Origin of the sequence: Streptomyces cyaneofuscatus (genome assembly GCF_033109485.1) — a bacterium.
Classification (GTDB): domain Bacteria; phylum Actinomycetota; class Actinomycetes; order Streptomycetales; family Streptomycetaceae; genus Streptomyces; species Streptomyces cyaneofuscatus.
Genome location: NZ_CP137002.1, coordinates 3,266,314 through 3,289,327 on the forward strand (window position 1 = coordinate 3,266,314; position 23,014 = coordinate 3,289,327).

The following is a 23,014-nucleotide window of genomic DNA, read 5'->3' on the forward strand; positions in this document are numbered from 1 at the left end:
AACCCTCCGAAGGGCTCCCTCATGTCGATAGCACCTGTTCCGCCGCCCACCGCTCCGGCGCCCGCCGTACGCCTGCGCGTACCGACCGACGAGGACGCGCTGTTCTGGCACCGGATCTTCGACGACCCCGAGGTCATGGAGTTCTTCGGCGGCCGGAGAGCGGACTTCTCCGTGTACGAGGAACTCACCGCCCGTCAGCGCCGCCATGACGCGGAGCTCGGCTACTGCCTGTGGACCGTCACCGACGAGGACGGCACCGTGCTCGGCTTCACCGGGGCGCAGCCGTGGCCGCACAGCCACTACGGGCCGGTCGGCGCCATCGAGATCGGCTGGCGGCTGGGGCGCTCCGCCTGGGGGCACGGGTACGCCACCGCCGCCGCCCGCACCACGCTGGAGCGGCTGCGGGCGGCCGGGGTGCCGGACGTCGTCGCGATGATCGACTCCCGTAACGGCCGGTCCATCGCGGTGGCGGAACGGCTCGGGATGCGGCTCGCGGAGACCTTCACCACCCCGCGCCCCGGACAGGAGGCGCGCTGCTACCGGCTGGAGCTGTAGCGGTCCGGATGGATCAGGCGCGGGTGGCCCGGTGCAGGGCCACCACGCCGCCGGTGAGGTTGCGCCACGCCACCTTCGACCAGCCCGCCTTCTGAAGGAGTGCGGCGAGGCCGGGCTGGTCGGGCCAGGCGCGGATGGACTCGGCGAGATAGACGTACGCGTCCGGGTTGGAGGAGACGGCCCGCGCGGTGGGCGGCAGCGCGCGCATCAGGTACTCGGTGTACACCGTGCGGAACGGGGCCCAGGTCGGCTGCGAGAACTCGCAGATCACGACCTTGCCGCCCGGCTTCGTCACCCGGTACAGCTCGCGCAGCGCGGTCTCGGTGTCCTGGATGTTGCGCAGCCCGAAGGAGATCGTGACGGCGTCGAAGACCTCGTCCTTGAACGGCAGCTTCATCCCGTCGCCCGCCGTGAACGGCATCCACGGGTGGCGCCGCTTGCCGACCTCCAGCATGCCCAGCGAGAAGTCGCACGGCACGACGTCGGCACCGGCCTGGGCGAAGGGCTGCGAGGAGGTCGCGGTGCCCGCCGCCAGGTCGAGGATCTTCTGCGCGGGGCGGGCGTCGACCGCCGCCGCGACCGCCTTGCGCCACTGCCGGGCCTGGCCCAGCGAGATCACGTCGTTGGTCAGGTCGTAGTTGGCCGCCACACCGTCGAACATCGAGGCGACTTCGTGCGGCTGCTTGTCCAGGGAGGCTCGGGTCACCCTTCCATTCAAGCAGCCCGCCCGTACGGATCAGTGGGGGCGGTCCCCCGCGATCGCGACCCGCTCGGCGACCCGGCGGTGCGGGGCGTAGTCGTTGACCGCGTAGTGCTGGGTGGCCCGGTTGTCCCAGAACGCGACATCGCCCGCCCGCCAGCTGTACCGCACCTGGAACTCCGGCGCGTGCGCCTGCTGGAACAGCAGGCGCAGGAGGCGGTCGCTCTCCTCCTGCGCGAAGCCCACGATCCGGGTGGTGAAGGAAGCGTTCACGAAGATCGTCCGGCGGCCGGTGACCGGGTGGCGCCGCACCACCGGGTGCTCGACCGGCGGGAACCGGTCCTGGTGCGGAGCCAGCCGCTCCGGCGGGTAGAAGCGCGAGAACCCGGGGATGAAGTCGTGCACCGCCCGCGCCCCCTCGATGCGCTCCTTCACCTCCTCGGGCAGGTTGTCGTACGCCGCCGCCATGTCCGCCCACATCGTGTCCCCGCCCACCGGCGGTACCTCGCGCAGCTGGAGGACCGCGCCGAGCGCCGGGCGCTCGCGGAAGGTGACGTCGGCGTGCCAGACGTTCTCGAAGGTGGGGACGGCCGAGCGGTCCAGGCGGGCCACCTCCGGGTCGTCGCCCGTCGCGAGCAGCGGGTTGGTCTCCAGCTCGCCCCAGTGCCCGGCGAAGGCACGCTGCTGGAGTGAGGTGAGGTGCTGCTCCCGGAAGAACAGCACCTTCCACTCCAGCAGCGCCCGGTCCAGCTCTCCCCTCAGCTCAGGGCCGAGCGGGCGGGACAGGTCGACGCCGTGGATCTCGGCGCCGATCACCCGGCCGCGCGGCACCAGCTCGAAGAGCTCGTACGGCCGGTCCGTCCACCCCTCCGGGACCCGGCGCAGCACGCGCGGGCCCTCGTACAGCCCGTCGGCGGGGATGCGGTGGTCGCGCAGGGCAGGGGCGGTCGTGGTGGTGGTCATGGTTCTCCTCCTCCGGAAGGGGCGTGACGTCAGCGGGCCGCGTCGCGTACCGCCGTACCGATCTCGGCGCGCAGCGCGGCGTACTCCGGCAGCCCGCGCAGCTCGTCGGGGCCGGTGCCGGTGCGCGGCAGGCCGATCGGGATGTCCAGGGCGACCCGGCCCGGCCGGGCGCTGAGCACGACCGTGCGGGTGCCGAGGAAGACCGCCTCGTCCACGCTGTGGGTGACGAAGACCGACGTGGTCCCCGTCTCGGCGGAGACCGTGCGCAGGTCCTCCTGGAGCCGCTCCCGGGTCAGCGCGTCGAGCGCGGCGAACGGTTCGTCGAGCAGCAGCAGCCGCTTGCCGCCCGCCAGGGCGCGGGCGATGGCCACCCGCTGCTGCTGGCCGCCGGAGATCTGCCAGATGCGGCGGCCCGCGGTGTCCGCGAGGCCGACGCGCTCGAGCAACTCGGCGGTCCGCTCGGCCCGTTCGGGCCGGGGCACGCCCGCGTACTTCAGCGCCAGGCCGACGTTGTCGCCGACCGTGCGCCACGGGAAGAGGCGGGGCTGCTGGAAGACGATGCCCGCCTGGTTGCCGGGCTCGGGGCGCTCGCCGAACACCTCGACCTCGCCGGACGAGGCCCGCTCGAAGCCCGCGATAAGGCGGAGCAGGGTGCTCTTGCCGCAGCCGGAGGGGCCGACGAGGACCAGGAACTCCCCGGCCGGGATCTCCAGGGAGACCGGCCCGAGAGCCGTCACGCTGTCCGTGCCCCGGCCTCGCCCTCCGTAGGTGTGCTCGACGTCGCGTACGGAGACGACGGGGCCGGAGTCGCGCTGCTGAGGAACCTTCGCGGTGTCCGTGTCAGGGAGAGACGGCATCGGTGAGCCCCTCCACGTAGATGGACTTCCGCAGCTTGTCGAGGTCGGGCGCGGAGTCGATCTGCTTCTGGTCGACGAGGAACTGCGCCGCGCTGTGCAGGTTGTCCGCGAGACCGCCGACCTTGCCGGGGGTCCCGAGCCACTTGGCGTCGGCCTGTTCGGCCGGCTTGAGGAAGATGCCCTGCTTGATCTGGGCGCCGGCCTCGGCCGGGCTGATCCCGAGCTGCTTGCCGACGGCTGCGGAGGCCGCGTCGGGGTCGTCGTGGATCAGGTCGAGCGCCTGGGCCTGCGCCTTGCGCCAGGCGGGCAGCACGTCGGGGTGGGCCTTGAGGAAGCTGGTGGAGGCGACCCCGAGGTCGAGGGTGGGCTTGCCCGCGGCGGCGAGTTCGCGGCTGGAGACGAGGACCTTGCCGGTCTTCTTCAGCTCCTCCAGGGTCGGCAGCCAGACGTACGTGGCGTCGATGTCGCCGCGAGTCCAGGCGGCCAAAATGTCCTGCGGCTCCAGGTCGAGGAGCTGCACCTTCGAGGCGTCCACCCCGGCCTGGTCGAGGGCGGCGAGCAGGCTGTAGTGCGAGGTGGAGCTGAACGGGGTGGCGACCTTCTTGCCCTCCAGGTCCTTCACGGAGGAGACCTTGGAGCCGTTACGGGCGACCAGCGCCTCGTTCTCCCCGGCCACGTCCAGCACCCAGGTGACCTGGTACGGGATGTTCAGCGGCTCGGAGAGACCCCGGGCGACCGGGCTGGAGCCGATGGCCGCGAGGTCCACGGAACCGGCCACGAAAGCGGTGTTGATGCTGGCGCCCGAGTCGAACTTGGTCCACTTGACCTTGTATCCGGGGAGCGCCTTCTCCAGCCAGCCCTTCTCCTTGACGATCAGGTCGCCGCTGGGAAAGGCCTGGTAGGCGATGCGTATCGTCTTGTCGCCGTCCTTGCCCCCGTCGCCGGAACCGCCCTCACCGCAGGCCGTCACCACCAGCAGGGCTCCGAGAGCGGCGGCGATCGAGGAGAGGCGGAGCCAACCGCGTGTTCCGGCCATGTGTGTTTCCTTCGTACGGAGGTGGATGCGAACAGGGAGTGGTGGAGGGGCGGTCTACGCGTGGCGTCGCCACGGGGCGAGCCGGTCCGACAGGACCCGCAGCCCGGCGTCGATGAGCAGGCCGGAGATGCCGATGGCGAAGAGGCCGAGGACGACGGTGTCCGACTGGTTGTAGCGCTGGGCGTCCCGGATCAGGCCGCCGATGCCCGGCAGCCCGTTGACCGTCTCGGCGGCGACCACCGAGGAGTACGCGATGCCGAAGGCGAGGCGGACGCCGACGAGGATCTCCGGCAGCGCGGACGGCAGGACCACCGAGGTCACGACCTGCCCGCGCTTGGCCCCGATCGCCCGGGCCGCCTCGACCAGGGCGGTCGGCGCGGACGCCACGGCGGAGGCGGTGGCCACGGCGACCGGCGGCATGGCGGCGATGGCGAGCAGCCAGAGCTTGGGCGCCTCGTCGATGCCGAACCAGATGATCAGCAGGCTGAAGTAGGCGAGTGGCGGGAGGGTGCGCAGGAAGGCCACGGCGGGCTCCAGCACCACCCGTACCCACGGCAGCGTCCCCATGAGGACGCCGACGACGAGTCCCGCGACGACGCCCGCACCGGCCCCGATGAAGATGCGGCGCAGGCTGATGCCGAGGTGCTCGATCAGGGTGTGGCCCTGGTAGCCGCGCACCCCGTCGTGCGTGCCGGAGGTCTCCAGCAGCGCACGCCATACGGCGGCGGGCGAGGGGACCAGCACCGGTGACCAGAGCTGGAGCACGATCACCAGCTGCCAGAGCGCGAGGAGGGCGGCGAGCGCGACGAGGCGGAGCCCGACGCGGCGCCAGCGCGCACCGCGCTCCGGCCGGCGGCCCGTAGGCCCGGGGGCAGGGGCGGCGGCGTCGGCGGCCCGTTTCCGTACGGAAGTGGGCGTGGTCATGGAGGGCTCCGGGGACAAGGGCAGGGCAGGCCACCGGGCTTGATGACAAGCCGGGAGCGGACGACCGCCGGGAGGCAAGGAGGGTGGGCCCGCCGAAAGCCGTCCGGCGGGTGTGCACACGGAAAGAGCGGGCGCGAAGACGTCAGCGCGTCAACGTGTCAGGGCATCACTGAGGATGCCGCGGCAGGGCTTCAACAACAGGAAGCGCTGGACACGCGGCAGAGATCGATGTGGAGGCACTCCACCAGAAAACGATCGACTGTCACGGCAGTTGTTCTAGCACAGGCGCTCCACGGGACACCAGATTCGTACCGAGGAATGAGACGTTCCGTCCCGCCGTCCGGTCTCCGCAACTGATCACCTTCCGCCTTCAACCTTTTCGGCACCCGCGAACTCTGTAAGGGGTGGAACGAGGAGAGGGAGAGCGGATGCCGGCAGGGGCGGAGCCCGAGGGGGCGGCGGACGGCGGGAGCGTCGCCGCGTTCGAGGCGTACGCGCGGGACGGCCAGCGGCGGCTGTACCGGACGGCCTACCTGCTCTGCGGGAACGTGGAGGGGGCCAAGGACCTGACGCAGACGACCCTGGCCAAGCTGTTCCAGCACTGGCGCCGGGCGAGCCGGGCGGACAACCTCGACGCCTACGCCAAGACCGTCCTGGTCCGTACGTATGTGGCGGAACGGCGGCGTTCCGTACGGGACTTGCTCGCCCACCGGTCCAACCCTCCGCGCCCGCAGGCCGATCCGGCCTCGGGTGTCGATCTCCGCGTCACACTGCTCGCCCTGCTCGACGAACTCCCGCCCCGGGCACGGGCGATGGTGGTCCTGCGGTACTGGGACGATCTGAGCGTGGAGTCGGTGGCCTCGTTGCTGCGGTGCAGCGAGTCCACGGTGAAGAGCCAGTGTTCGCGTTCACTCGTCCGGCTGCGCGCCCGCATGGGCGATGCCCGGCTCTACTCCACCGGAAGCTGAGGGCCGGTCATGACTTCTGAATCCCGCGCCGGTTCACCCGAGGAAGAGATCTTCCGGGACGCGCTCCACCGGACCGCCGACGCCCTGCCCCCGCTGCCCGACCTGGTGCCCGACGCCGTACGGGAAGGGGAGCGGCGACGGGTCCGGAGCCGGGGGCTCGCGGTGGCGGGGACCTTCGTCGCGGTGACCGCGGTGACGCTGGGCCTCGCCCTGCTGGGACCCTTGCTGCGGCAGACACCCGGCACCGAACCCGCCGCCCCTGCCCCGGGCCCTTCCATCACCCGGCCCACACCCGCCCTCTCCCCCGACCCGACGGAGCCCGTAACCGGCATGCCGATACCCGCACCCTCGTCGCCGCCCACGGCCACGCCTCCCCCTTCCCCCTCGTCCTCGTCCTCCCCCTCCCCCTCGTCCTCGTCCTCGTTCCCGCTCTGGTCGCCGCCGCCGTCGCCTCCCTCCACCACGCCCCCGGCCGCGCACACCGCCACGCCGTATCCCGGGGCGACCTCATGACGGGCCGTCGCGGCTCGGGCACGCTGCCGCGCGACGAACCGGCCCGCGACGCCGAGACGTTCCGGCTGCGCGCCCTCCCCGGGGACCGTGCGGGGACCGGAGGCCCGGGACGCGCGGGGGCGGAGGGCCGGTCGGGGAGCCGGTCCCCGTCCCGGTCCGGGAACCGGTCGCAGTCCCGATCCGGGAACCGGTCGCAGTCCCGATCGCAGTCCCGCTCCCGTGAGCGGCGAAGACGCCGGAACCGGCGCCGGACGGCGGGCCTGGCCGTGCTCGCCCTGGCGGCCGTGGCCCTGGTGGCCCTCCTCGTCGACCGGCCCTGGCAGAACGGGGACCCGTCCGTCACCGCCGACGCGGGGCCCACGACCGGGACCGGTGACGACAACGCCGAGACCCCCGTCGCCCCGGCCCCGCCACCCCCGACGCCCTCCGCCGCACCGCCCTCGCCCGCCCCCTCCCCCTCTCCCCCGGCCGACGACGACCGCCCGCCCAAGGCCTCCGACGTGCCCGCCTCCGGCCCCGGCACGTTCACCGTCGCCCGCGCGGGCGTCACGAAGTCCGGCAAGGGCGAGCCCTACCGGGTCGAGGTGGAGGACGGCATCGGCGTCGACCCCGACCGGGCCGCCGAAGAGATCGCCACGATCCTGGCCCACCCGCGCGGCTGGAGCCACGGCGGCGAGCGCTCGTTCCGCCAAGTCACCGACAAGTCGGCCGGGTTGGTGGTGAAGATTGGCACCGCGGCGACCACCGACCGGCTCTGCGGTGCCTACGGGCTGAAGACCCGCGGCGAGGTCAACTGCCGTGGCGGCGAACAGGTGATGGTCAACCTGAAGCGCTGGCAGCTGGGTTCACCGCAGTTCGACGGGCCCGTCGCCGAGTACCGGGCCCTGATCATCAACCACGAGGTCGGCCACTGGCTGGGGCGCGGCCACGAGACCTGCCCGGGGAAGGGACGCCCCGCGCCCGCGATGATGCAGCAGATCGACGGGCTGAAGGGGTGCGTCGCCAACGCCTGGCCGTACGACGCCAAGGGACACTATCTGGGCGGCCCGAAGGTGCCCTAGGGCCTGTCGTCAAACTGCCGCCTGGGGTGGGGCTCAGCGGGCGCGGTGCACGAGCCGACCCGCGAGCACCGTCGCCACGCAGTGGACCGTCCCGCCCGCGCGCAGCGCCGCCTCGTCGGCCACGTCGAAGACGGCGAGGTCCGCGCGGCCGCCCACGGTCAGCGGGCCGTGGGCGGTGGCGGCCAGGTCGCCGCCCGAAACCGCGAAAGGATCCAGGTCCGGCGGGCCGTCTCCCGGTCGCCCTGGGACCTGGACCAGCCCCGACCGGGCGACCGCCGTCCGCAGCGCCGGCTCGTCCGCCCCGAACGGGCCCACCACATGCGTGGTCCCGTGCCGCAGCATCCGCTGGAGCCCGCGCCGTACGCTGCCGGCCCGCCGGGCCGTGTCCATCGTCGCCGCGACCCGCTCGAACTCCTCGCCCCACAGCGGCAGTTCACCCAGCTCGTCGGCCTCGCCCGGGTCCGGGTGGTAGCAGCGGGTGAGCAGCTCCCGGGCCCGGTCCTGACGGAGTCCGGGCGTGAGGAGTCCGGGCCAGCGGCGGACCCGGGCCGTCGGATGGGCGGCCACGACCTCCTCGTACGGCCCGATGGCGGCGATCCGGTCGCCGTCCACGGCCACCGCACCACCACCGGAACCCCCGGCAACGGCCGCCGCGCCGACCGGAAGGACCAGCGGCGCGGCGTGAATCGTCAGCACAGGAGAGGGCCTCTCGTTTGGATCAGGCCGGATCAGGGAGCGGGGTCCGGCGCGTGCAGCTGCAAGGCGGAGGATTGAGGCATGGCGGAGCCATGGTGATTGACGACAACGCCGCAGATGCGCGTGCCGGGGCACGCGAGCCCGGCCTGATCCAAACGAGAGGCCCTCAGTTGGCGTTGAGGAGCTTGAGCTCCGGGTGGGCCGTGCCGCCCGCGATCGCGGTGGAGGAGATGTGCGAGACCACACGCTCGTCGACCGGGTCGTTCGCCGGGTCGTCGTGCACGACGAGGTGCTCGTACGTGGTGGCGCGCTGTGCCGGGACCCGGTCCGCCTTGCGGATCAGGTCGATGATCTCCAGCCGGTTGGACCGGTGCTTGGCTCCGGCCGAGGAGACGACGTTCTCCTCCAGCATGATCGAGCCGAGGTCGTCGGCGCCGTAGTGCAGCGAGAGCTGGCCGACCTCCTTGCCCGTGGTCAGCCAGGAGCCCTGGATGTGGGCGACGTTGTCGAGGAAGAGCCGGGCGATGGAGATCATCCGGAGGTACTCGAAGAGCGTGGCCTGCGTGCGGCCCTTCAGCTTGTTGTTCTCCGGCTGGTAGGTGTACGGGATGAAGGCGCGGAAGCCGCCCGAACGGTCCTGGACGTCCCGGATCATCCGCAGGTGCTCGATCCGCTCGGCGTTGGTCTCGCCGGTGCCCATGAGCATGGTGGAGGTGGACTCGACACCGAGGCCGTGCGCGATCTCCATGATCTCCAGCCACCGCTCACCCGACTCCTTGAGCGGGGCGATGGCGGTGCGCGGCCGGGCGGGCAGCAGCTCGGCGCCCGCGCCCGCGAAGGAGTCGAGACCGGCGGCGTGGATGCGGCTGATGGCCTCCTCGGCGGAGACCTTCGAGATCCGGGCCATGTGCTCGATCTCGGAGGCGCCGAGGGAGTGGATGACCAGCTGCGGGTACGCCTTCTTGATCGCGGAGAAGTGCTCCTCGTAGTACTCCACGCCGAAGTCCGGGTGGTGGCCGCCCTGGAACATGATCTGGGTGCCGCCGAGCTCGACGGTCTCCGCGCAGCGGCGCAGGATGTCCTCGATGTCCCGGGTCCAGCCCTTGGCCTTGTCCTTGGGGGGCGCGTAGAAGGCGCAGAACTTGCAGGCCGTCACACACACGTTGGTGTAGTTGATGTTGCGCTCGATGATGTACGTCGCGATGTGCTCCGTACCGGCGTAACGGCGTCGGCGTACGGCGTCGGCGGCCGCCCCCAGCGCGTGCAGCGGCGCCGAGCGGTAGAGGTCGAGCGCCTCCTCCGGGGTGATCCGACCGCCCTCGGCGGCTCGGTCGAGGACGGGCTGAAGGTCGGCCTTCTCGGTCACCGGGCTGTCACCTTTCGGCGGTTTTTTGAGGATCCTCGGACCGATCCAGCGTACGCCAGCCCCGTGCGCCGTCAGCGGCCGGACCGGGTGAGGTCGCCGTACGGAAGGCCCGCGGCGCGCTCCTTCGACCGGTAGCCGAGCGTTCCGTCGGCGGCGAGGCGGAAGACCAGGTCGGCCTCGGTGGTGGTGCACAGGCCCGGGGTGCTGGGGCGGTCCGGGTCGGTGCGCTCGCGGACCTTCAGCTCCTCGGCCGTGCCGGAGGTGAGGGTGCCGACGCTGTTGCAGGTGACGGTGATACCGAGCTGGGAGATGGTCGTGGACATCCGGACGACCTGGGTCCCCTTCTTCCCCTCGGTGAAGACCGCGGTGAGCGTGCCGTGCGGCTGGCCGCTCGTCTGCTCGGTGAGCGGGCCCTCCCAGGTGCCGACGAACGCCTTCGGCACCTCGTCCACCGGGGCCTCGCCCGCATCGGTGGGGGCCTCGGAGGACGTGGGTTCCGGCTCCTTCGACGCGGTGGCCGTGGCGGTGGGGGACGGCCGGGCGGCCGCCGAGTCGTTCTCCTTGCGGCGGTCGGCGTCGCCGCCCGGGAAGAGGCCGTCGAGCAGGCCCGAGCCGAGGGCGACGACCACGAACGAGCCCGCCACGGCCAGTGCCACGGTGCAGCTCACCCGGCGGCTCCGGCGCGCCCCGGCACCCGTATCCGCGCCCGTCCCTGTGTCCGCGCCGCCCGTGGCGGTCTGCGAGTCGGCGGTGACGGTGACGGAGAACCGGGGGTCGTGGGCCCGCTGCCCGGGGAACCCGCCGGTCGCGGTGCCGGGCGGGCCGTCCGGTACGTGGGCGAGGGGCGGGCCGAAGACGCCCGGCAAGCCGGAGCCGGAGCCTGTACGAGGGTCGGGGCCGGATCCCGTACGGGAATCGGAGCCCGTACGCGAATCGGAGCCCGTACGGGAATCGGCGTCCGGGCCCTCGTGTGCGTCGGCGCCCGCCCCGAACCCCGCCCCCAGTGACGCGTTGCTGAACGGCACCGGGCCCGAGCCCACCGGCGCGTCCTGCGGTTCCAGGTCCAGCAGCGCCACCGCCGAGCGGCTGACCTCCCCCACCAGCCGGCCCGGCAGCCACCCCGCCGCCACCATCGCCGCCGCCCCGCCCGGAGCCAGCGTGCGGGCGAGGTCGGCCGGGGCGGGCCGCGCGTCCGGGTCCTTGGCCAGGCACCCGGCGACCACCTCGCGCAGCTCGCCCTCCAGGTCGCCCAGCTCCGGCTCCTCGTGCACCACCTTGTAGAGGAGTACGGCGGAGGAGTCGCCGGAGAAGGGGGCGGCGCCGGTCGCCGCGTACGCCAGGACCGCGCCCAGCGAGAAGACGTCCGCCGCACCGGAGATGTCCCGGCCGCGGATCTGCTCGGGCGCCATGTAGCCGGGCGAGCCGACGGAGACGCCGGTGGAGGTGAGCGAGACGGTCGCGCCGAGGGCCCGGGCGATGCCGAAGTCGATGAGGCGGGGGCCGTCCAGGGCGAGCAGCACGTTGGAGGGCTTCACATCGCGGTGGACGATGCCCTGGCCGTGGACGACGTGGAGGGCCTCGGCGAGCCCGGCGCCCAGGGTGCGTACCGCGTGCTCGGGCAGCGGCCCGTGTTCGGTGATCGCCTGGGAGAGCGGGGGACCTGCGACGTAACCGGTGGCGACCCACGGCACCGGGGCGTCCGGGTCCGCGTCCAGGACGGGGGCGGTCCACTGCGCGCCGATGCGCCGCGCCGACTCCACCTCGCGCCGGAACCGGGCGCGGAACTGCTCGTCCAGGGCGAAGTGGGGGTGGACCACTTTCACCGCGACCGTACGGCCGCCGGCGCTGCGCCCGAGATAGACCCGGCCCATGCCGCCCGCACCGAGCCGGCCGAGCAGCCGGTAGGAACCGATGGTGTGCGGTTCGCCCGCTTCCAGCGGCTGCATATGGCCTCCCCCTGTGAACCCTGAACCGTGTGAACCCTGAACCGTGTGAACCTGCGGCTGGTGAACCTGTGGCTGAGAGAGTCCTGCGGTCGGTCCGGACTCGGACCGAAGCCTAGGGGGCGCCACCGGCGCGGTCACCGGGAAACGGCCGGACCATTCCCCCTTCTCCGGGCAGGAGGGGATGATTTCGCCCCGGGGAAAGGCGCGAATGCGTTGTTGGGCCGCCCCTCACCCAATTCCCCTGCCCCGGAACCGGAAAGGGAATTCACCCATTCAAGCGCTCAACCGCTCAGCCGCCGAGCAGCTCCACCCGTACATCCGCCGGGTACCCGGTGTCCGCCCCGGTCCGGCGGGCGAACTCGCGGACGCCGGCCAGTTGCTCCGGGCCGAAGCGGAAGTCCAGGGTCGTGAAGTACCGCTCCAGCACCTCCGCGTCGAAGGCCTCCCAGCGGGCCGCCTGCTCCGCGACCTTGGTGACCTCCTCCAGGGAGAGGTCCCGGGAGGCCAGGAACGCCTGGTGCACCTTGGCCGCCGTCTCGGGATGCGCGGCCAGGAAGTCCTTGCGGGCCGCCCAGACGGCGAAGACGAACGGCAGCCCCGTCCACTCCTTCCACATCTGGCCCAGGTCGTGGACCTGGAGCCCGAGGCGGGGGGCGTCGTGCAGGTTGGCGCGCAGGGCGGCGTCGCCGATCAGCACCGCCGCGTCCGCCTCCTGCATCATCAGCCCGAGGTCGGGCGGGCAGGTGTAGTAGTCGGGCCGGACCCCGTACCGCTCGGCCAGCAGCAGCTGGGCCAGGCGTACGGAGGTGCGCGAGGTGGAACCGAGCGCGACCCGGGCCCGGTCGAGCTGCTCCAGCGGGAGCTGGGAGACGATCACACAGGACATCACGGGCCCGTCGCAGCCGACCGCGATGTCCGGGAAGGCGACCAGGTCGTCGGCGTTGCGCAGGTACTCCACGAGGGTGACCGGGCCGATGTCCAGGTCCCCCCTGACCAGCTGCTCGCTGAGCCTCTCCGGGGTGTCCTTCGAGAGCTCCAGGTCGAGCAGGGTCCCCGTACGCGCCAGGCCCCAGTAGAGCGGCAGGCAGTTCAGGAACTGGATGTGGCCGACGCGGGGGCGGCTGCGACGGTCGTCGCCCTCACCGGCCGGGGCGTCACTGGCTGAGACGGTTGAATTGTCCACATCGCGAGGCTAGACCCGCCTCCGGCGCCCGGCACCACCGGGGCGCCCCGCGGTACTCCCCGGCGCTCGCCCGGCACTCCCCCGGCGCTCCCCCGATGCTCCTCCAGCAGGCCAATCAAACGTTCGGGTGAAGTGATCTTTCCCTCTACCGCTCTCCGGAGACTGCGTGCTAGGCTCGCTCGCAAGTTGCAGTTTGGTTTCCCTTGCAGTACAGAGCCTGCGGAGCATGTAACCCGCAGGCTTTTGTAGTTTTCAGACTTGTTTGCAGGTTCTGGAGCAGGGCAACCCTTTGGCCCAAGGAGGGCTTATGGCTACCGGAACCGTCAAGTGGTTCAACGCTGAAAAGGGCTTCGGCTTCATCGCCCAGGACGGCGGCGGCCCGGATGTCTTCGTTCACTACTCCGCGATCAACGCGTCCGGGTTCCGCTCCCTCGAGGAGAACCAGGTCGTGAACTTCGACGTCACTCAGGGACCCAAGGGTCCGCAGGCTGAGAACGTCACCCCGGCCTAGTTGCCCGGGTCGGCCGATCGCGGCCGTACATAGCAGTACCCAAGGAGCCCCGCTCCCCCGCTTCGGCGGAGGAGCGGGGCTCCTGCCTGTTTCCGGGGCTCCTGCCTGTTTCCGGGGCTGCCTGTTTCCGGGACGCGCCGGACCGGTACCGGTACCCCTTGACCTTCACCCCGTGTGAAGCCGTGCAGTGGGAGCCATCATGTTCACCATCGGAGACTTCGCCCGGTACGGGCGGGTGTCGCGCCGGATGCTGCGTCACTACGACGCCATCGGGCTGCTGCGCCCGGACCGCACCGACCCCGCCACCGGCTACCGCTTCTACGGCGCCGCCCAGCTCGCCCGGCTCAACCGGATCATCGCGCTCAAGGACCTCGGCTTCACGCTCCAGCAGGTGCGGGACGTCCTGGACGAGCGGGTGGGCCCGGAGGAGCTGCGGGGGATGCTGCGGCTGCGCCGGGCGGAGCTGGCGGAGGCGGTGGCGGCCGCGACGGCGCGGCTGGCCCAGGTCGAGGCGAGGCTCCGGTCGATCGAGAGCGAGGGGCACATGCCTGCCGACGACGTTGTGATCAAGACCGTTCCCGCGGTCCGGGTGGCCGAGCTGACCGGGCTCGCCGCGAGCTACGAGCCGCAGGACATCGGGCCGGTGATCGGTCCGCTGTACGAGGAGCTCTTCCCGCTCCTGGAGGGCGCCGGCGTCCGGCCGGCCGGTCCCGGGATCGCCTGGTACGAGGACGCCCCGCACGGCTCCCCCGAGGGCGGCGGCGCGGTCGTCGTGCACGCGGGGGTGACGGTGTCGGCCCCGGTGGGCCCGGTCGGTGGGACCGGGGTACGGGTCGTGGAGCTGCCCCCGTTCGAGGCGGCGACGATCGTGCACCGGGGCGCGATGGACGACGTGCTGCCGGCCGCGCAGACCCTGGCCCGGTGGCTGGACGCGAACGGCTACCGCTCCACGGGGTACGCCCGCGAGGTCAACCTGGAGTGCCCGCCGGACCGGAGCCAGTGGGTGACGGAGCTCCAGGAGCCGGTGGCCAAGGCCTGACGACCGGGAGACAAGGGGGTGCGCCACAGTGCGGCGCACCCCCCGTACACACGTGCCCTTCTACGCCCCCGCCCAGAGCCCGTCCTCCGTCAGCCCCAGCAGGTCGATCGCGTTGCCGCGCACGATCCGGTCCACGACGTCCGGGGCGAGGTGGCCCATCTGCGCCTCGCCGACCTCGCGGGACCTGGGCCAGGTGGAGTCGGAGTGCGGGTAGTCCGTCTCGTACAGGACGTTGCCGACGCCGATCGCGTCCAGGTTCTTCAGCCCGAAGGCGTCGTCGAAGAAGCAGCCGTAGACGTGGTCCGCGAACAGCTCGGACGGCGGGCGGTGGACCTTGTCGGCGACGCCGCCCCAGGCGCGGTTCTCCTCCCAGACGACGTCGGCGCGTTCCAGGATGTACGGAATCCAGCCGATCTGGCCCTCCGCGTACATGATCTTCAGGCCCGGGAAGCGCTCGAACTTGCCGCTCATCAGCCAGTCGACCATCGAGAAGCAGCAGTTGGCGAAGGTGATGGTGGAGCCGACGGCGGGCGGGGCGTCGGCGGAGGTGGACGGCATCTTCGACGAGGAGCCGATGTGCATGGCGATGACGGTCCCGGTCTCGTCGCAGGCCGCGAGGAACGGATCCCAGTCGTCCGTATGTATGGACGGAAGCCCGAGATGGGGAGGTATCTCGGAGAACGCGACCGCGCGCACGCCCCGGGCCGCGTTGCGCCGGACCTCGGCGGCGGCGAGCTCCGCGTCCCAGAGCGGGACGAGGGTGAGCGGGATGAGGCGGCCGTGCGCCTCGGGGCCGCACCACTCCTCCACCATCCAGTCGTTGTACGCGCGCACCCCGAGGAGCCCCAGATCGCGGTCCTTCGCCTCGGTGAACGTCTGGCCGCAGAAGCGCGGGAAGGTCGGGAAGCAGAGGGCGGACTGGACGTGGTTGACGTCCATGTCGGCGAGCCGGTCCGGGACCGAGAAGGAGCCCGGGCGCATCTGCTCGTAGGTGATGATCTCCAGCTTGATCTCGTCCCTGTCGTAGCCGACGGCCGTGTCCAGGCGGGTGAGCGGCCGGTGCAGGTCCTCGTAGACCCACCAGTCGCCGACCGGCCCGTCGTCCCCCTTCGCCCCCATCACGGGCGCGAACTTTCCGCCCATGAAGGTCATTTCCTTCAGCGGTGCGCGGACGATGCGCGGGCCGGAGTCCGCGTACCGGGACGGGAGCCGGTCCCGCCAGACATGAGCGGGCTCCACCGTGTGGTCGTCCACCGAGATGATCTTCGGGAAGGTCTCCATGCGTTCCACGGTAGCGCCGATCTGACGAACCGTCAGCTGGCGTGCACGCAGGAGACGGGGATTCGGTTCCCGAATCGTTGTCGAGGGCTTGTGCAGAGCGTCACCCACTGCTGACGCGCCCGCCCGCGACAAGGCAGACTGTTGAGCGCGATACCAGCGGTACCGAGCAATCCGGATGTACACCGCACATCGACGCACGGGCGGACGACAACCGGCTGAGAGCGGGCGGACCTTCGGAGACGGGCACCACCGGCAGGACCCGCCGACGGGTCCGGGCCGGCAGGCGAGCAGGACAGGGGGCATCAATGGACCGTGATCACGGGCCACGCGTGCGCGTACCGGAGCAGCGCGCTCCGGAGGAACCGGGGGCCGCCGACTCCCTCAGGTTCACCGTCCTGGGCCCCGTACGGGCATGGCGCGGGGCCGAGGCGCTCCCGTCCGGCTCCCCCCAGCAGCGCGCGCTGCTCGCCGCCCTGCTCCTGCGCGAGGGCCGGACGGCCACGGCGAACGAGCTGATCGACGCGTTCTGGGGCGAGGACCCGCCGTCGCAGGCGAAGGCCACGATCCGTACGTACGCCTCACGGCTCCGTAAGATCCTGGGCCAGGAGACGGTGGTCAGCGAGTCCGGCGGGTACGCGCTCCGGATCGGCCGGGGCGCGCTCGACCTGACCCTGGCGCAGGATCTGGCCGCCGAGGCGGAGAAGGCCCGCGCGAGCGGTGACCGCTGCCAGGCCCGCACGCTGATCAACAAGGTGCTGGGGCTGTGGGACGGCGAGGCGCTGGCCTCGGTGCCGGGGCCGTACGCGGAGAACCAGCGGACCAGGCTGGAGGAGTGGCGCCTCCAGCTCACCGAGGCCCGGCTCGATCTGGACCTGGAGGTGGGCAGCCATGCGGAGGCCGTCTCCGAGCTGACCGCGCTCACCGCCGCCCACCCGCTGCGCGAACGCCTGCGCGAGCTGCTGATGGTGGCGCTGTACCGCAGCGGGCGGCAGGCGGAGGCGCTGGCCGTGTACGCGGACACCCGACGGCTCCTCGCCGAGGAGCTGGGCGTCGACCCGCGCCCCGAGCTGGCCCAGCTCCAGCAGCGCATCCTGCGGGCCGACGAGGAGCTGGCCCGCCCGGCGGACGAGCCGGCCCCGGCGCCGGCGCCCGTGAAGCCCGCACAGCTTCCGGCGACGGTGCCCGACTTCACGGGACGCGACTCCTTCGTACGGGATCTGGGCGCCCAACTGGCGACCGCCGAGGGGTCGGTGATGGCGGTCTCCGCGCTGGCCGGGATCGGCGGGGTCGGCAAGACCACCCTGGCCGTGCACGTCGCCCACCAGGCCCGCCCGCACTTCCCCGACGGGCAGCTCTACGTCGACCTCCAGGGCGCGGGCGCGCGGGCGGCCGAGCCGGAGACGGTCCTCGGCTCGTTCCTGCGGGCGCTCGGCACCGCGGACTCGGCGATTCCGGACACGTTGGACGAGCGGGCCGCGCTCTACCGCTCGACGCTGGACGGCCGCCGCATCCTCGTCCTCCTCGACAACGCCCACGACGCGGCCCAGATCCGCCCGCTGCTGCCCGGGACGCCGGGGTGCGCGGCGCTGGTGACGAGCCGGGTGCGGATGGTGGACCTGGCCGGGGCGCACCTGGTGGACCTGGACGTGATGGCGCCGGACGAGGCGCTCCAGCTCTTCACGAGGATCGTCGGCGCGGAACGGGTCGGCGCGGAACGGGAAGCGGCCCTGGACGTGGTGGCCGCCTGCGGTTTCCTCCCCCTCGCCATCCGCATCGCCGCCTCCCGGCTGGCCGCCCGCCGCACCTGGACGGTCTCCGTCCTCGCCGGCAAGCTGGCCGACGAGCGCCGCCGCCTCGACGAGCTCCAGGCGGGCGACCTCGCGGTGAAGGCCACCTTCGAACTCGGCTACGGCCAGCTGGAACCGGCCCAGGCCCGCGCCTTCCGCCTCCTCGGCCTCGCGGACGGCCCGGACATCTCGCTCGCCGCCGCGGCGGCCCTGCTGAACCTGGAGCCGCACACGGCGGAGGACCTCCTGGAGGCGCTGGTCGACACCTCCCTCCTGGAGTCGGCCGCGCCGGGCCGCTACCGCTACCACGACCTCGTACGCCTCTACGCGCGTGCGTGCGCGGAGCGCGACGAACAGCCGCCGGTGGAACGGGAGCTGGCGCTGTCGCGGCTGCTGGACTTCTACCTGGCGACGGCGGCGGGGGTGTACGCGCTGGAGCGGCCGGGGGAACGGGTCCTGGACCACTTCACCCGGACCGCGTACCCGGGACTGGTGTTCCCCCACCGGGACACCGCTCTCGACTGGCTGTTCACGGAATCGAGCGGACTTTTGGCCTGCGCCCGCCAGTCGGCCGCCATCGGGATGCCCAAGCGCGCCTCGGACCTCCTCATGGCCGTGGTCGACCTCGGGGAGTCCGGTGCGAACTCGCACCAGTTCGCCACCGCCGCCAAGGCCGTGAGCGACGCCGCCCGCGCCGCCGGCGAGGCGCAGGCCGAGGCCAGGGCCCGCACGATGCTGTCGCACGTGCACAGCGTCTCGGGACGGTTCGCCGAGGCCGACCAGGAGGCCAGCCGGGCCCTCGCCCTGGGGCAGCGGGCCGAGGACCCGGTCTCGCTGGGTCAGGCGCCCAACCAGCGGGGCATCATCGCCCTGTACGAGAACCGGCACGAGGACGCCGAGGCCCATCTGACCCAGGCCATGGCCGCGTTCCGGGCCGACGGGAACAAGCCCGGGGAGGCGGCCGCCCTGTGCAACCTCTCCCGGGTCCACCTGGCCACCGGCCGGACCACCAGCGCGGTGCACCTCGCCCAGCAGGGCGTCGCCATCTACGAGGGCGACGCCACGGACCTGGCGCTGCGGCTGGCCAACGGGAAGTACGCTCTGGGTCTTGCGCTCATCGGCAGCGAGCAGATGCCCCGGGCCCGCGACGCCCTCCTGGAGGCGCTCCAGATCTTCCGGGAGAGCCGGCAGCAGCTCTGGCACGGGATGACGCTCTTCCGGCTGGCGGAGCTGCACCTCGCCGAGCAGGACGGGGCCCAGGCCGCCGCCCACGCGGAGCAGGCGCTGGCCGTGCTCCGCGGCATCGGCGGGGACTGGCGCCGCGCAGGCGTCCTGGCCGTGCTCGGCCGTGGCCTGACGGCCATAGGGCAGCGGGACCGGGCCCAGGTCTGCTGGAGCGAGGCGCTGGCCATCTTCGAGGAGCTGCGCTCGCCGGAGGCGGCGTCGGTGCGCGCTCTGCTGAACCCGGCGGGTGTGAGCTGACGCCTCGGGCCGCGCTTCGGGCCACGCCTCGGGCCGCGTTCATCATTCGTTTATCGCCGACCGACAGTCTCTGACTCATCGATCCGTCGCGTCGGGGGGCAGACGGATCGGCTTGCGGCCTCACCACTATGGTGAACGGCCCTGGAGGGCCTGCCCGGCAGTCCACGGGGGAACAGCCGGGCAGGCCCCGCCCGATCATCACGTCACCATTTTCAGGAGTTGACTGACATGGCCGCCAACAAGGACAACCTCAAGCCCAACGGGGACGCCCACGCCACGGGCGAGGACATCACCACGCAGGACGCGCACGCCACCACCAAGCCCGTGACGAAGCTCGGCGACGCCCACGCCACGGGCGAGCCGGCGGGCAAGCTGGGCGACGCCCACGCCACGAGCGAGCCCATCAAGTAGACCTTCACGACGGGGATACGGGGGTACGGGGGGGTACGTACGGGGGAGCGGCCGCGGCGGCGTGGAGGGGGAGCCGTCGCGGCTGTCGTACGCAGAGGGGCCCGAGCCTGGGGATGGGCTCGGGCCCTTCGGGCGTGCGGGGAATGAGGGCGGGCGGGGCTACAGGGCCCGGACCTGCACCCGGGGGGCGCACAGCTTGGTGAGGTCGTCGGCGTCGGAGGTGAAGACGACGGCAGGGCCCCGCTGCCGGTTCGCGATCGCGGCGAGGATCGCGTCCAAGGCGTACTTATGGCCGTGCAGGCCGGTCTCCCGCAGCAGCAGAATCGCCTCGTCCGCGATCCCCTTGCTGACGGGTTCGACCACTACGCCGGACATCGCCCAGTCCCACACCGGGCGCCGGATCTTGCTGTGGTAGGCCTCGACCAGGGTCGTCGAGCTGGTCACCACACGGATACCCGCCCGGTGGGCGCCCTTGAGACGGCTCTTCATCCCGGCGTCGCCGAGGGCCGCCCGCGAGAGGGCCTCGCAGTCCAGTACGTACGAGATCTCGGGCATCAGGCAGCCGCCGCGTTCCGGCGCTCGGCCCCGGCCGGTGCCCGGCCGGCCGCCTGGTCCGCGAACCACTGCTCGATCTCGCGCCGCTCGGCCTCGGCGGCGGCCAGGTCCGCGTCGGTGACGGGGCCGTACTCACCCTCCAGGCGCTCCACCAGCTCCCCCAGCCGGTCATGCTCGCGCTGACGCTCTATGGCCCGCGTGACATACGCGCTGAAGGCCCCCGGGCCGACCTCCGCCCGGATCTCCTCCGCCAGCTCCTCCGGCAGGGTGACCGTGTATTTCTTGGTTGCCATACTTACGACCATACCGCCGGTTCACGGCGTCGGCCCCGGCCCGTTCACCCCACCCGGCGAAGTCGAACAAACGTCCGCTACCCCCGCCCCCGCAGCTCCCCCTTCACCACCTTGCCGCTCGCGTTGCGCGGGAGCTCCGGGACGAACTCCACCGCCCTCGGCACCTTGAAGTTCGCCATCTCGCGGCGGGACCAGGCGATCAGGTCGTCCGCCGTCAGCGTGGCGCCCCGGCGGCGGACCGCGTACGCCTTGCCGACCTCGCCGAGGCGGGGGTCGGGGACGCCGACGACCGCCACGTCGGCGATGTCCGGGTGGAGGCCGAGGAGCTGTTCGATCTCGGCCGGGTAGGCGTTGAAGCCGCCCACGATGAACATGTCCTTGATCCGGTCCGTGATCCGCAGGTTGCCCGCCGCGTCCAGGACGCCCACGTCCCCGGTGCGGAGCCAGCCGTCCGGGGTGAGCGCGTCGGCCGTGGTCTCCGGGTCCTCGAAGTAGCCGCTCATCACGGTGAAGCCCCGGACCTGGATCTCGCCGGGCTCCCCGGGGCCGCCCAGGACGCGGACCTCGGTGCCGGGGATCGCGCGGCCGGACGTGGTGGCCACGGTCTCCGGCGCGTCGCCCCGGCGGCACATCGTGACGATGCCGCTCGCCTCGGAGAGGCCGTACGCCGTGAGGACCGTAGCGATGTGCAGCTCGCCACGCAGCCGCTCCACCAGGCGCAGGGGGACCACCGCCGCGCCCGTCACCACCAGGCGCAGGGCGGTCAGGTCGTGGGCGTCGCGGGCCGGGTGGTCCAGGAGGGACTGGTGGAGGGTGGGCGGCCCGGGCAGGACGGAGATACGTTCCGCCGCGATGTTCGCCAGCACCGTGTCCACGTTGAACACCGGCTGCGGGACCATCGTGGCCCCCCGCATCAGGCAGGCGATGATCCCGGCCTTGTAGCCGAAGGTGTGGAAGAAGGGGTTGACGATGAGATAGCGGTCGCCTTCGCGCAGGCCCGCCAGCTCGCTCCAGATCTCGTACGCGCGCAGCGTCTGCGCATGCGTGATCACCGCACCCTTGGGGGCGCCCGTGGTGCCCGAGGTGTAGATGATGTCGGAGGGGTCCGAGGGGCGGATGGCGGCCGCCCGTTCCCGTACGGCGGCGGCCTGCACCCCCTCCCCCGCCGCCAGGAACTCCGGCCAGCTCGTGTAGTCCTCCGGGGCCGTCTCCGCCAGCACCACCACCCGCTCCAGGTTCGGCAGCTTCACCTCCGACCGGCGCAGGGACGCCACGTACGACGTCCCCAGGAACGTGCCGGTGACGAAAAGCAGCCTGGCCCGGCTGCGGCGCAGGATGTGGGCGGCCTCCGTCCCCTTGAAGCGGGTGTTCAGGGGGACCAGCAGCGCGCCCGCGCTCACCGCCCCGAGCGCGGCGACGATCCAGTCCAGCGTGTTCGGGGCCCAGATCGCGACCCGGTCGCCCCGCTCCACCCCGGCGGCCAGGCACGCGGCGGCGGAGCGCTCCACCCGGTCACCGAGTTCGGCGTACGTGAGGCGGGTGCGGCCCTCGACCACCGCCTCCGCCGGGCCGTACCGCCGCGCCGCCTCCCGTACCAGCCCGGGGATGGAGCCCCACTCCTCGTCGCCTCGCATCACGCGCCCGCCTTCCTGCCGCCGCCGCACTAGCTGACTATCCGTCAGATTAACGGTAGCCTCTGCCGCTGTCAGCAGGCGCGGGAGTGCGGGAGGTTGGCGGATGGCGACACTCAAGGACGCGACGGCGATAGCCGGGATCGGGCAGACGGCGTTCGCGAAACGGCTCCCGGAGTCCGAGAAGACCCTCGCCTGCCGGGCGATCCTGGCCGCCCTCGACGACGCGGGCATCGCACCCTCGGAGGTCGACGGCTTCGCCTCGTACACGATGGAGGAGACCGACGAGGTGGAGGTCGCCAAGGCGATCGGCGCCGGGGACGTCACCTTCTTCAGCAAGGTGGGGTACGGGGGCGGCGGCTCCTGCGCCACCCTCGGCCATCTCGCCGGCGCCATCGCCACCGGCCAGGCGAGCGTCGGGGTGGCCTGGCGGTCACGGAAACGCGGGTCCGGGCCCCGCCCCTGGAAGAACACCGCCGTCCAGCTGCCGACCCCCGCCCAGTGGACCCGCCCCTACGGGCTTCTCCGCCCCGCCGACGAGATCGGGATGCTGGCCCGGCGCTATATGCACGAGTACGGGGCCACCCGCGACCACCTCTTCAACGTCGCCCTCGCCTGCCGCAACCGGGCCAACCAGAACCCGGCCGCGATCATGTACGACCGCCCGCTGACCCGCGAGATGTACATGACCTCCCGCTGGATCAGCGAACCCCTCTGCCTCTTCGACAACTGCCTCGAAACGGACGGGGCGTTGGCCTGTGTCATCGTCTCCGCCGAGCGGGCCCGCGACTGCCGGCAGAAGCCGGTGTATCTGCACTCCGTCGCCCAGGGGCTGCCCGCCCAGCACCACGGGATGGTCAACTACTGGAACGACGACCCGCTCACCGGACCCGCCTGGACAGCCGCCCGACAGCTGTGGAAGCAGGCCGACTTCGGGCCGGACGATGTCCATGTGGCCCAGATCTACGACGCGTTCACCCCGCTCGTCCCGCTCTCCCTGGAGGGGTACGGCTTCTGCGGGCGCGGCGAGGGCGGCGCGTTCACCGAGGGCGGGGCGCTGGAAAGCGGCGGGCGGCTGCCGATCAACACCGGGGGCGGCGGGCTGAGCGAGGCGTACGTCCACGGGTTCAACCTCATCACCGAGGGCGTCAAGCAACTGCGCGGCACCTCCACCGCCCAGGTGCCGGACGCCGCGACCTGCCTGGTCACGGCGGGCGAGGGCGTACCGACATCGGCCGTTCTGCTGCGGAACTGAG

General features: G+C 72.4%; 22 protein-coding genes. 9 read left to right on the forward strand and 13 right to left on the reverse strand.

Features of this window, described 5'->3' with window-relative positions:
* The first annotated feature begins 21 nt into the window (after positions 1-21).
* The gene (locus R2B67_RS14040; RefSeq protein WP_317818212.1) at positions 22-555 is read left to right on the forward strand and encodes a GNAT family N-acetyltransferase; all 534 of its coding nucleotides are present in this window, start codon (positions 22-24) and stop codon (positions 553-555) included.
* A gap of 13 nt (positions 556-568) precedes the next feature.
* Here R2B67_RS14040 and R2B67_RS14045 read toward each other — a convergent pair whose 3' ends face one another.
* From R2B67_RS14045 to R2B67_RS14065, 5 genes are read right to left on the reverse strand one after another with little or no spacing between them, the layout of a single operon-like run.
* Positions 569-1,261 (reverse strand): demethylmenaquinone methyltransferase, encoded by a 693-nt coding sequence (locus R2B67_RS14045; protein ID WP_317818214.1) that lies wholly within the window; start codon positions 1,259-1,261, stop codon positions 569-571.
* Positions 1,262-1,291: 30 nt separating this feature from the next.
* The gene (locus R2B67_RS14050; protein WP_317818215.1) at positions 1,292-2,218 is read right to left on the reverse strand and encodes a TauD/TfdA dioxygenase family protein; all 927 of its coding nucleotides are present in this window, start codon (positions 2,216-2,218) and stop codon (positions 1,292-1,294) included.
* Positions 2,219-2,247: 29 nt separating this feature from the next.
* Positions 2,248-3,075: an ABC transporter ATP-binding protein gene (locus R2B67_RS14055; RefSeq protein ID WP_317818216.1), complete on the reverse strand. Its 828-nt coding sequence runs from the start codon at positions 3,073-3,075 to the stop codon at positions 2,248-2,250.
* Positions 3,059-4,111, reverse strand: a complete 1,053-nt coding sequence (locus tag R2B67_RS14060; RefSeq protein WP_317818217.1) for a taurine ABC transporter substrate-binding protein — start codon at positions 4,109-4,111, stop codon at positions 3,059-3,061. Before R2B67_RS14060 ends, R2B67_RS14055 begins: the two co-directional genes overlap by 17 nt.
* A gap of 54 nt (positions 4,112-4,165) precedes the next feature.
* The gene (locus R2B67_RS14065; RefSeq protein ID WP_018510703.1) at positions 4,166-5,035 is read right to left on the reverse strand and encodes an ABC transporter permease; all 870 of its coding nucleotides are present in this window, start codon (positions 5,033-5,035) and stop codon (positions 4,166-4,168) included.
* A gap of 428 nt (positions 5,036-5,463) precedes the next feature.
* Between R2B67_RS14065 and R2B67_RS14070 the strand changes: the two genes are divergently transcribed.
* The 3 genes from R2B67_RS14070 to R2B67_RS14080 are packed head-to-tail and all read left to right on the forward strand — an operon-like array spanning position 5,464 to position 7,577.
* Positions 5,464-6,003 carry a SigE family RNA polymerase sigma factor gene (locus R2B67_RS14070; protein ID WP_164237415.1) on the forward strand — a complete coding sequence of 180 codons (540 nt, stop codon included), beginning with the start codon at positions 5,464-5,466 and terminating at the stop codon, positions 6,001-6,003.
* 9 nt (positions 6,004-6,012) lie between these two features.
* Positions 6,013-6,516 (forward strand): hypothetical protein, encoded by a 504-nt coding sequence (locus R2B67_RS14075; protein WP_317818219.1) that lies wholly within the window; start codon positions 6,013-6,015, stop codon positions 6,514-6,516.
* A complete protein-coding gene (locus R2B67_RS14080) occupies positions 6,513-7,577 on the forward strand; it encodes a DUF3152 domain-containing protein (protein ID WP_317818220.1) in 1,065 nt (354 codons plus the stop codon). Before R2B67_RS14075 ends, R2B67_RS14080 begins: the two co-directional genes overlap by 4 nt.
* Before the next feature lie 33 nt (positions 7,578-7,610).
* Here the strand turns inward: R2B67_RS14080 and R2B67_RS14085 are convergent, their stop codons facing one another.
* From R2B67_RS14085 to R2B67_RS14100, 4 genes are all read right to left on the reverse strand, one after another.
* Positions 7,611-8,273, reverse strand: coding sequence for an imidazolonepropionase-like domain-containing protein (locus R2B67_RS14085; protein WP_317818221.1), 663 nt, complete (start codon positions 8,271-8,273; stop codon positions 7,611-7,613).
* A gap of 166 nt (positions 8,274-8,439) precedes the next feature.
* Complete coding sequence (mqnC, locus tag R2B67_RS14090; protein WP_317818222.1) at positions 8,440-9,639, reverse strand: cyclic dehypoxanthinyl futalosine synthase; 1,200 nt, start codon at positions 9,637-9,639, stop codon at positions 8,440-8,442.
* A 71-nt stretch (positions 9,640-9,710) separates the two neighbouring features.
* Positions 9,711-11,585 (reverse strand): serine/threonine-protein kinase, encoded by a 1,875-nt coding sequence (locus tag R2B67_RS14095; RefSeq protein ID WP_317818223.1) that lies wholly within the window; start codon positions 11,583-11,585, stop codon positions 9,711-9,713.
* Between the two features lie 289 nt (positions 11,586-11,874).
* The gene (locus R2B67_RS14100; RefSeq protein WP_018510709.1) at positions 11,875-12,768 is read right to left on the reverse strand and encodes a menaquinone biosynthetic enzyme MqnA/MqnD family protein; all 894 of its coding nucleotides are present in this window, start codon (positions 12,766-12,768) and stop codon (positions 11,875-11,877) included.
* Between the two features lie 307 nt (positions 12,769-13,075).
* Here R2B67_RS14100 and R2B67_RS14105 point away from each other — a divergent pair, with 307 nt between their 5' ends.
* Together R2B67_RS14105 and R2B67_RS14110 are read left to right on the forward strand one after the other, a co-directional pair.
* Complete coding sequence (locus R2B67_RS14105; protein ID WP_003967102.1) at positions 13,076-13,279, forward strand: cold-shock protein; 204 nt, start codon at positions 13,076-13,078, stop codon at positions 13,277-13,279.
* A gap of 199 nt (positions 13,280-13,478) precedes the next feature.
* The gene (locus tag R2B67_RS14110) at positions 13,479-14,318 is read left to right on the forward strand and encodes a MerR family transcriptional regulator (RefSeq protein WP_317818227.1); all 840 of its coding nucleotides are present in this window, start codon (positions 13,479-13,481) and stop codon (positions 14,316-14,318) included.
* Between the two features lie 60 nt (positions 14,319-14,378).
* On the opposite strand, the gene R2B67_RS14115 is transcribed toward R2B67_RS14110, so the two are convergent.
* The gene (locus R2B67_RS14115) at positions 14,379-15,599 is read right to left on the reverse strand and encodes an amidohydrolase family protein (RefSeq protein WP_317818228.1); all 1,221 of its coding nucleotides are present in this window, start codon (positions 15,597-15,599) and stop codon (positions 14,379-14,381) included.
* 305 nt (positions 15,600-15,904) lie between these two features.
* Here R2B67_RS14115 and R2B67_RS14120 point away from each other — a divergent pair, with 305 nt between their 5' ends.
* Together R2B67_RS14120 and R2B67_RS14125 are read left to right on the forward strand one after the other, a co-directional pair.
* Positions 15,905-18,868: an SARP-family global regulator AfsR gene (locus R2B67_RS14120; protein WP_317818229.1), complete on the forward strand. Its 2,964-nt coding sequence runs from the start codon at positions 15,905-15,907 to the stop codon at positions 18,866-18,868.
* Positions 18,869-19,096: 228 nt separating this feature from the next.
* Positions 19,097-19,279 carry a hypothetical protein gene (locus R2B67_RS14125; RefSeq protein ID WP_018510713.1) on the forward strand — a complete coding sequence of 61 codons (183 nt, stop codon included), beginning with the start codon at positions 19,097-19,099 and terminating at the stop codon, positions 19,277-19,279.
* A gap of 159 nt (positions 19,280-19,438) precedes the next feature.
* Here the strand turns inward: R2B67_RS14125 and R2B67_RS14130 are convergent, their stop codons facing one another.
* From R2B67_RS14130 to R2B67_RS14140, 3 genes are all read right to left on the reverse strand, one after another.
* On the reverse strand, positions 19,439-19,834 hold the full coding sequence (locus R2B67_RS14130) for a PIN domain-containing protein (RefSeq protein WP_317818230.1): 396 nt from the start codon (positions 19,832-19,834) through the stop codon (positions 19,439-19,441).
* Entirely contained in the window at positions 19,834-20,127 is a 294-nt protein-coding gene (locus R2B67_RS14135; protein WP_317818231.1) for a hypothetical protein, read from the reverse strand. The genes R2B67_RS14130 and R2B67_RS14135 overlap by 1 nt, the downstream gene beginning before the upstream one ends.
* A 77-nt stretch (positions 20,128-20,204) precedes the next feature.
* A complete protein-coding gene (locus R2B67_RS14140) occupies positions 20,205-21,761 on the reverse strand; it encodes a FadD3 family acyl-CoA ligase (RefSeq protein WP_317818232.1) in 1,557 nt (518 codons plus the stop codon).
* Between the two features lie 103 nt (positions 21,762-21,864).
* On the opposite strand from R2B67_RS14140, the gene R2B67_RS14145 reads away from it, so the two are divergent.
* A complete protein-coding gene (locus R2B67_RS14145; protein WP_317818233.1) occupies positions 21,865-23,013 on the forward strand; it encodes a lipid-transfer protein in 1,149 nt (382 codons plus the stop codon).
* The last annotated feature ends 1 nt before the right edge of the window (position 23,014 follow it).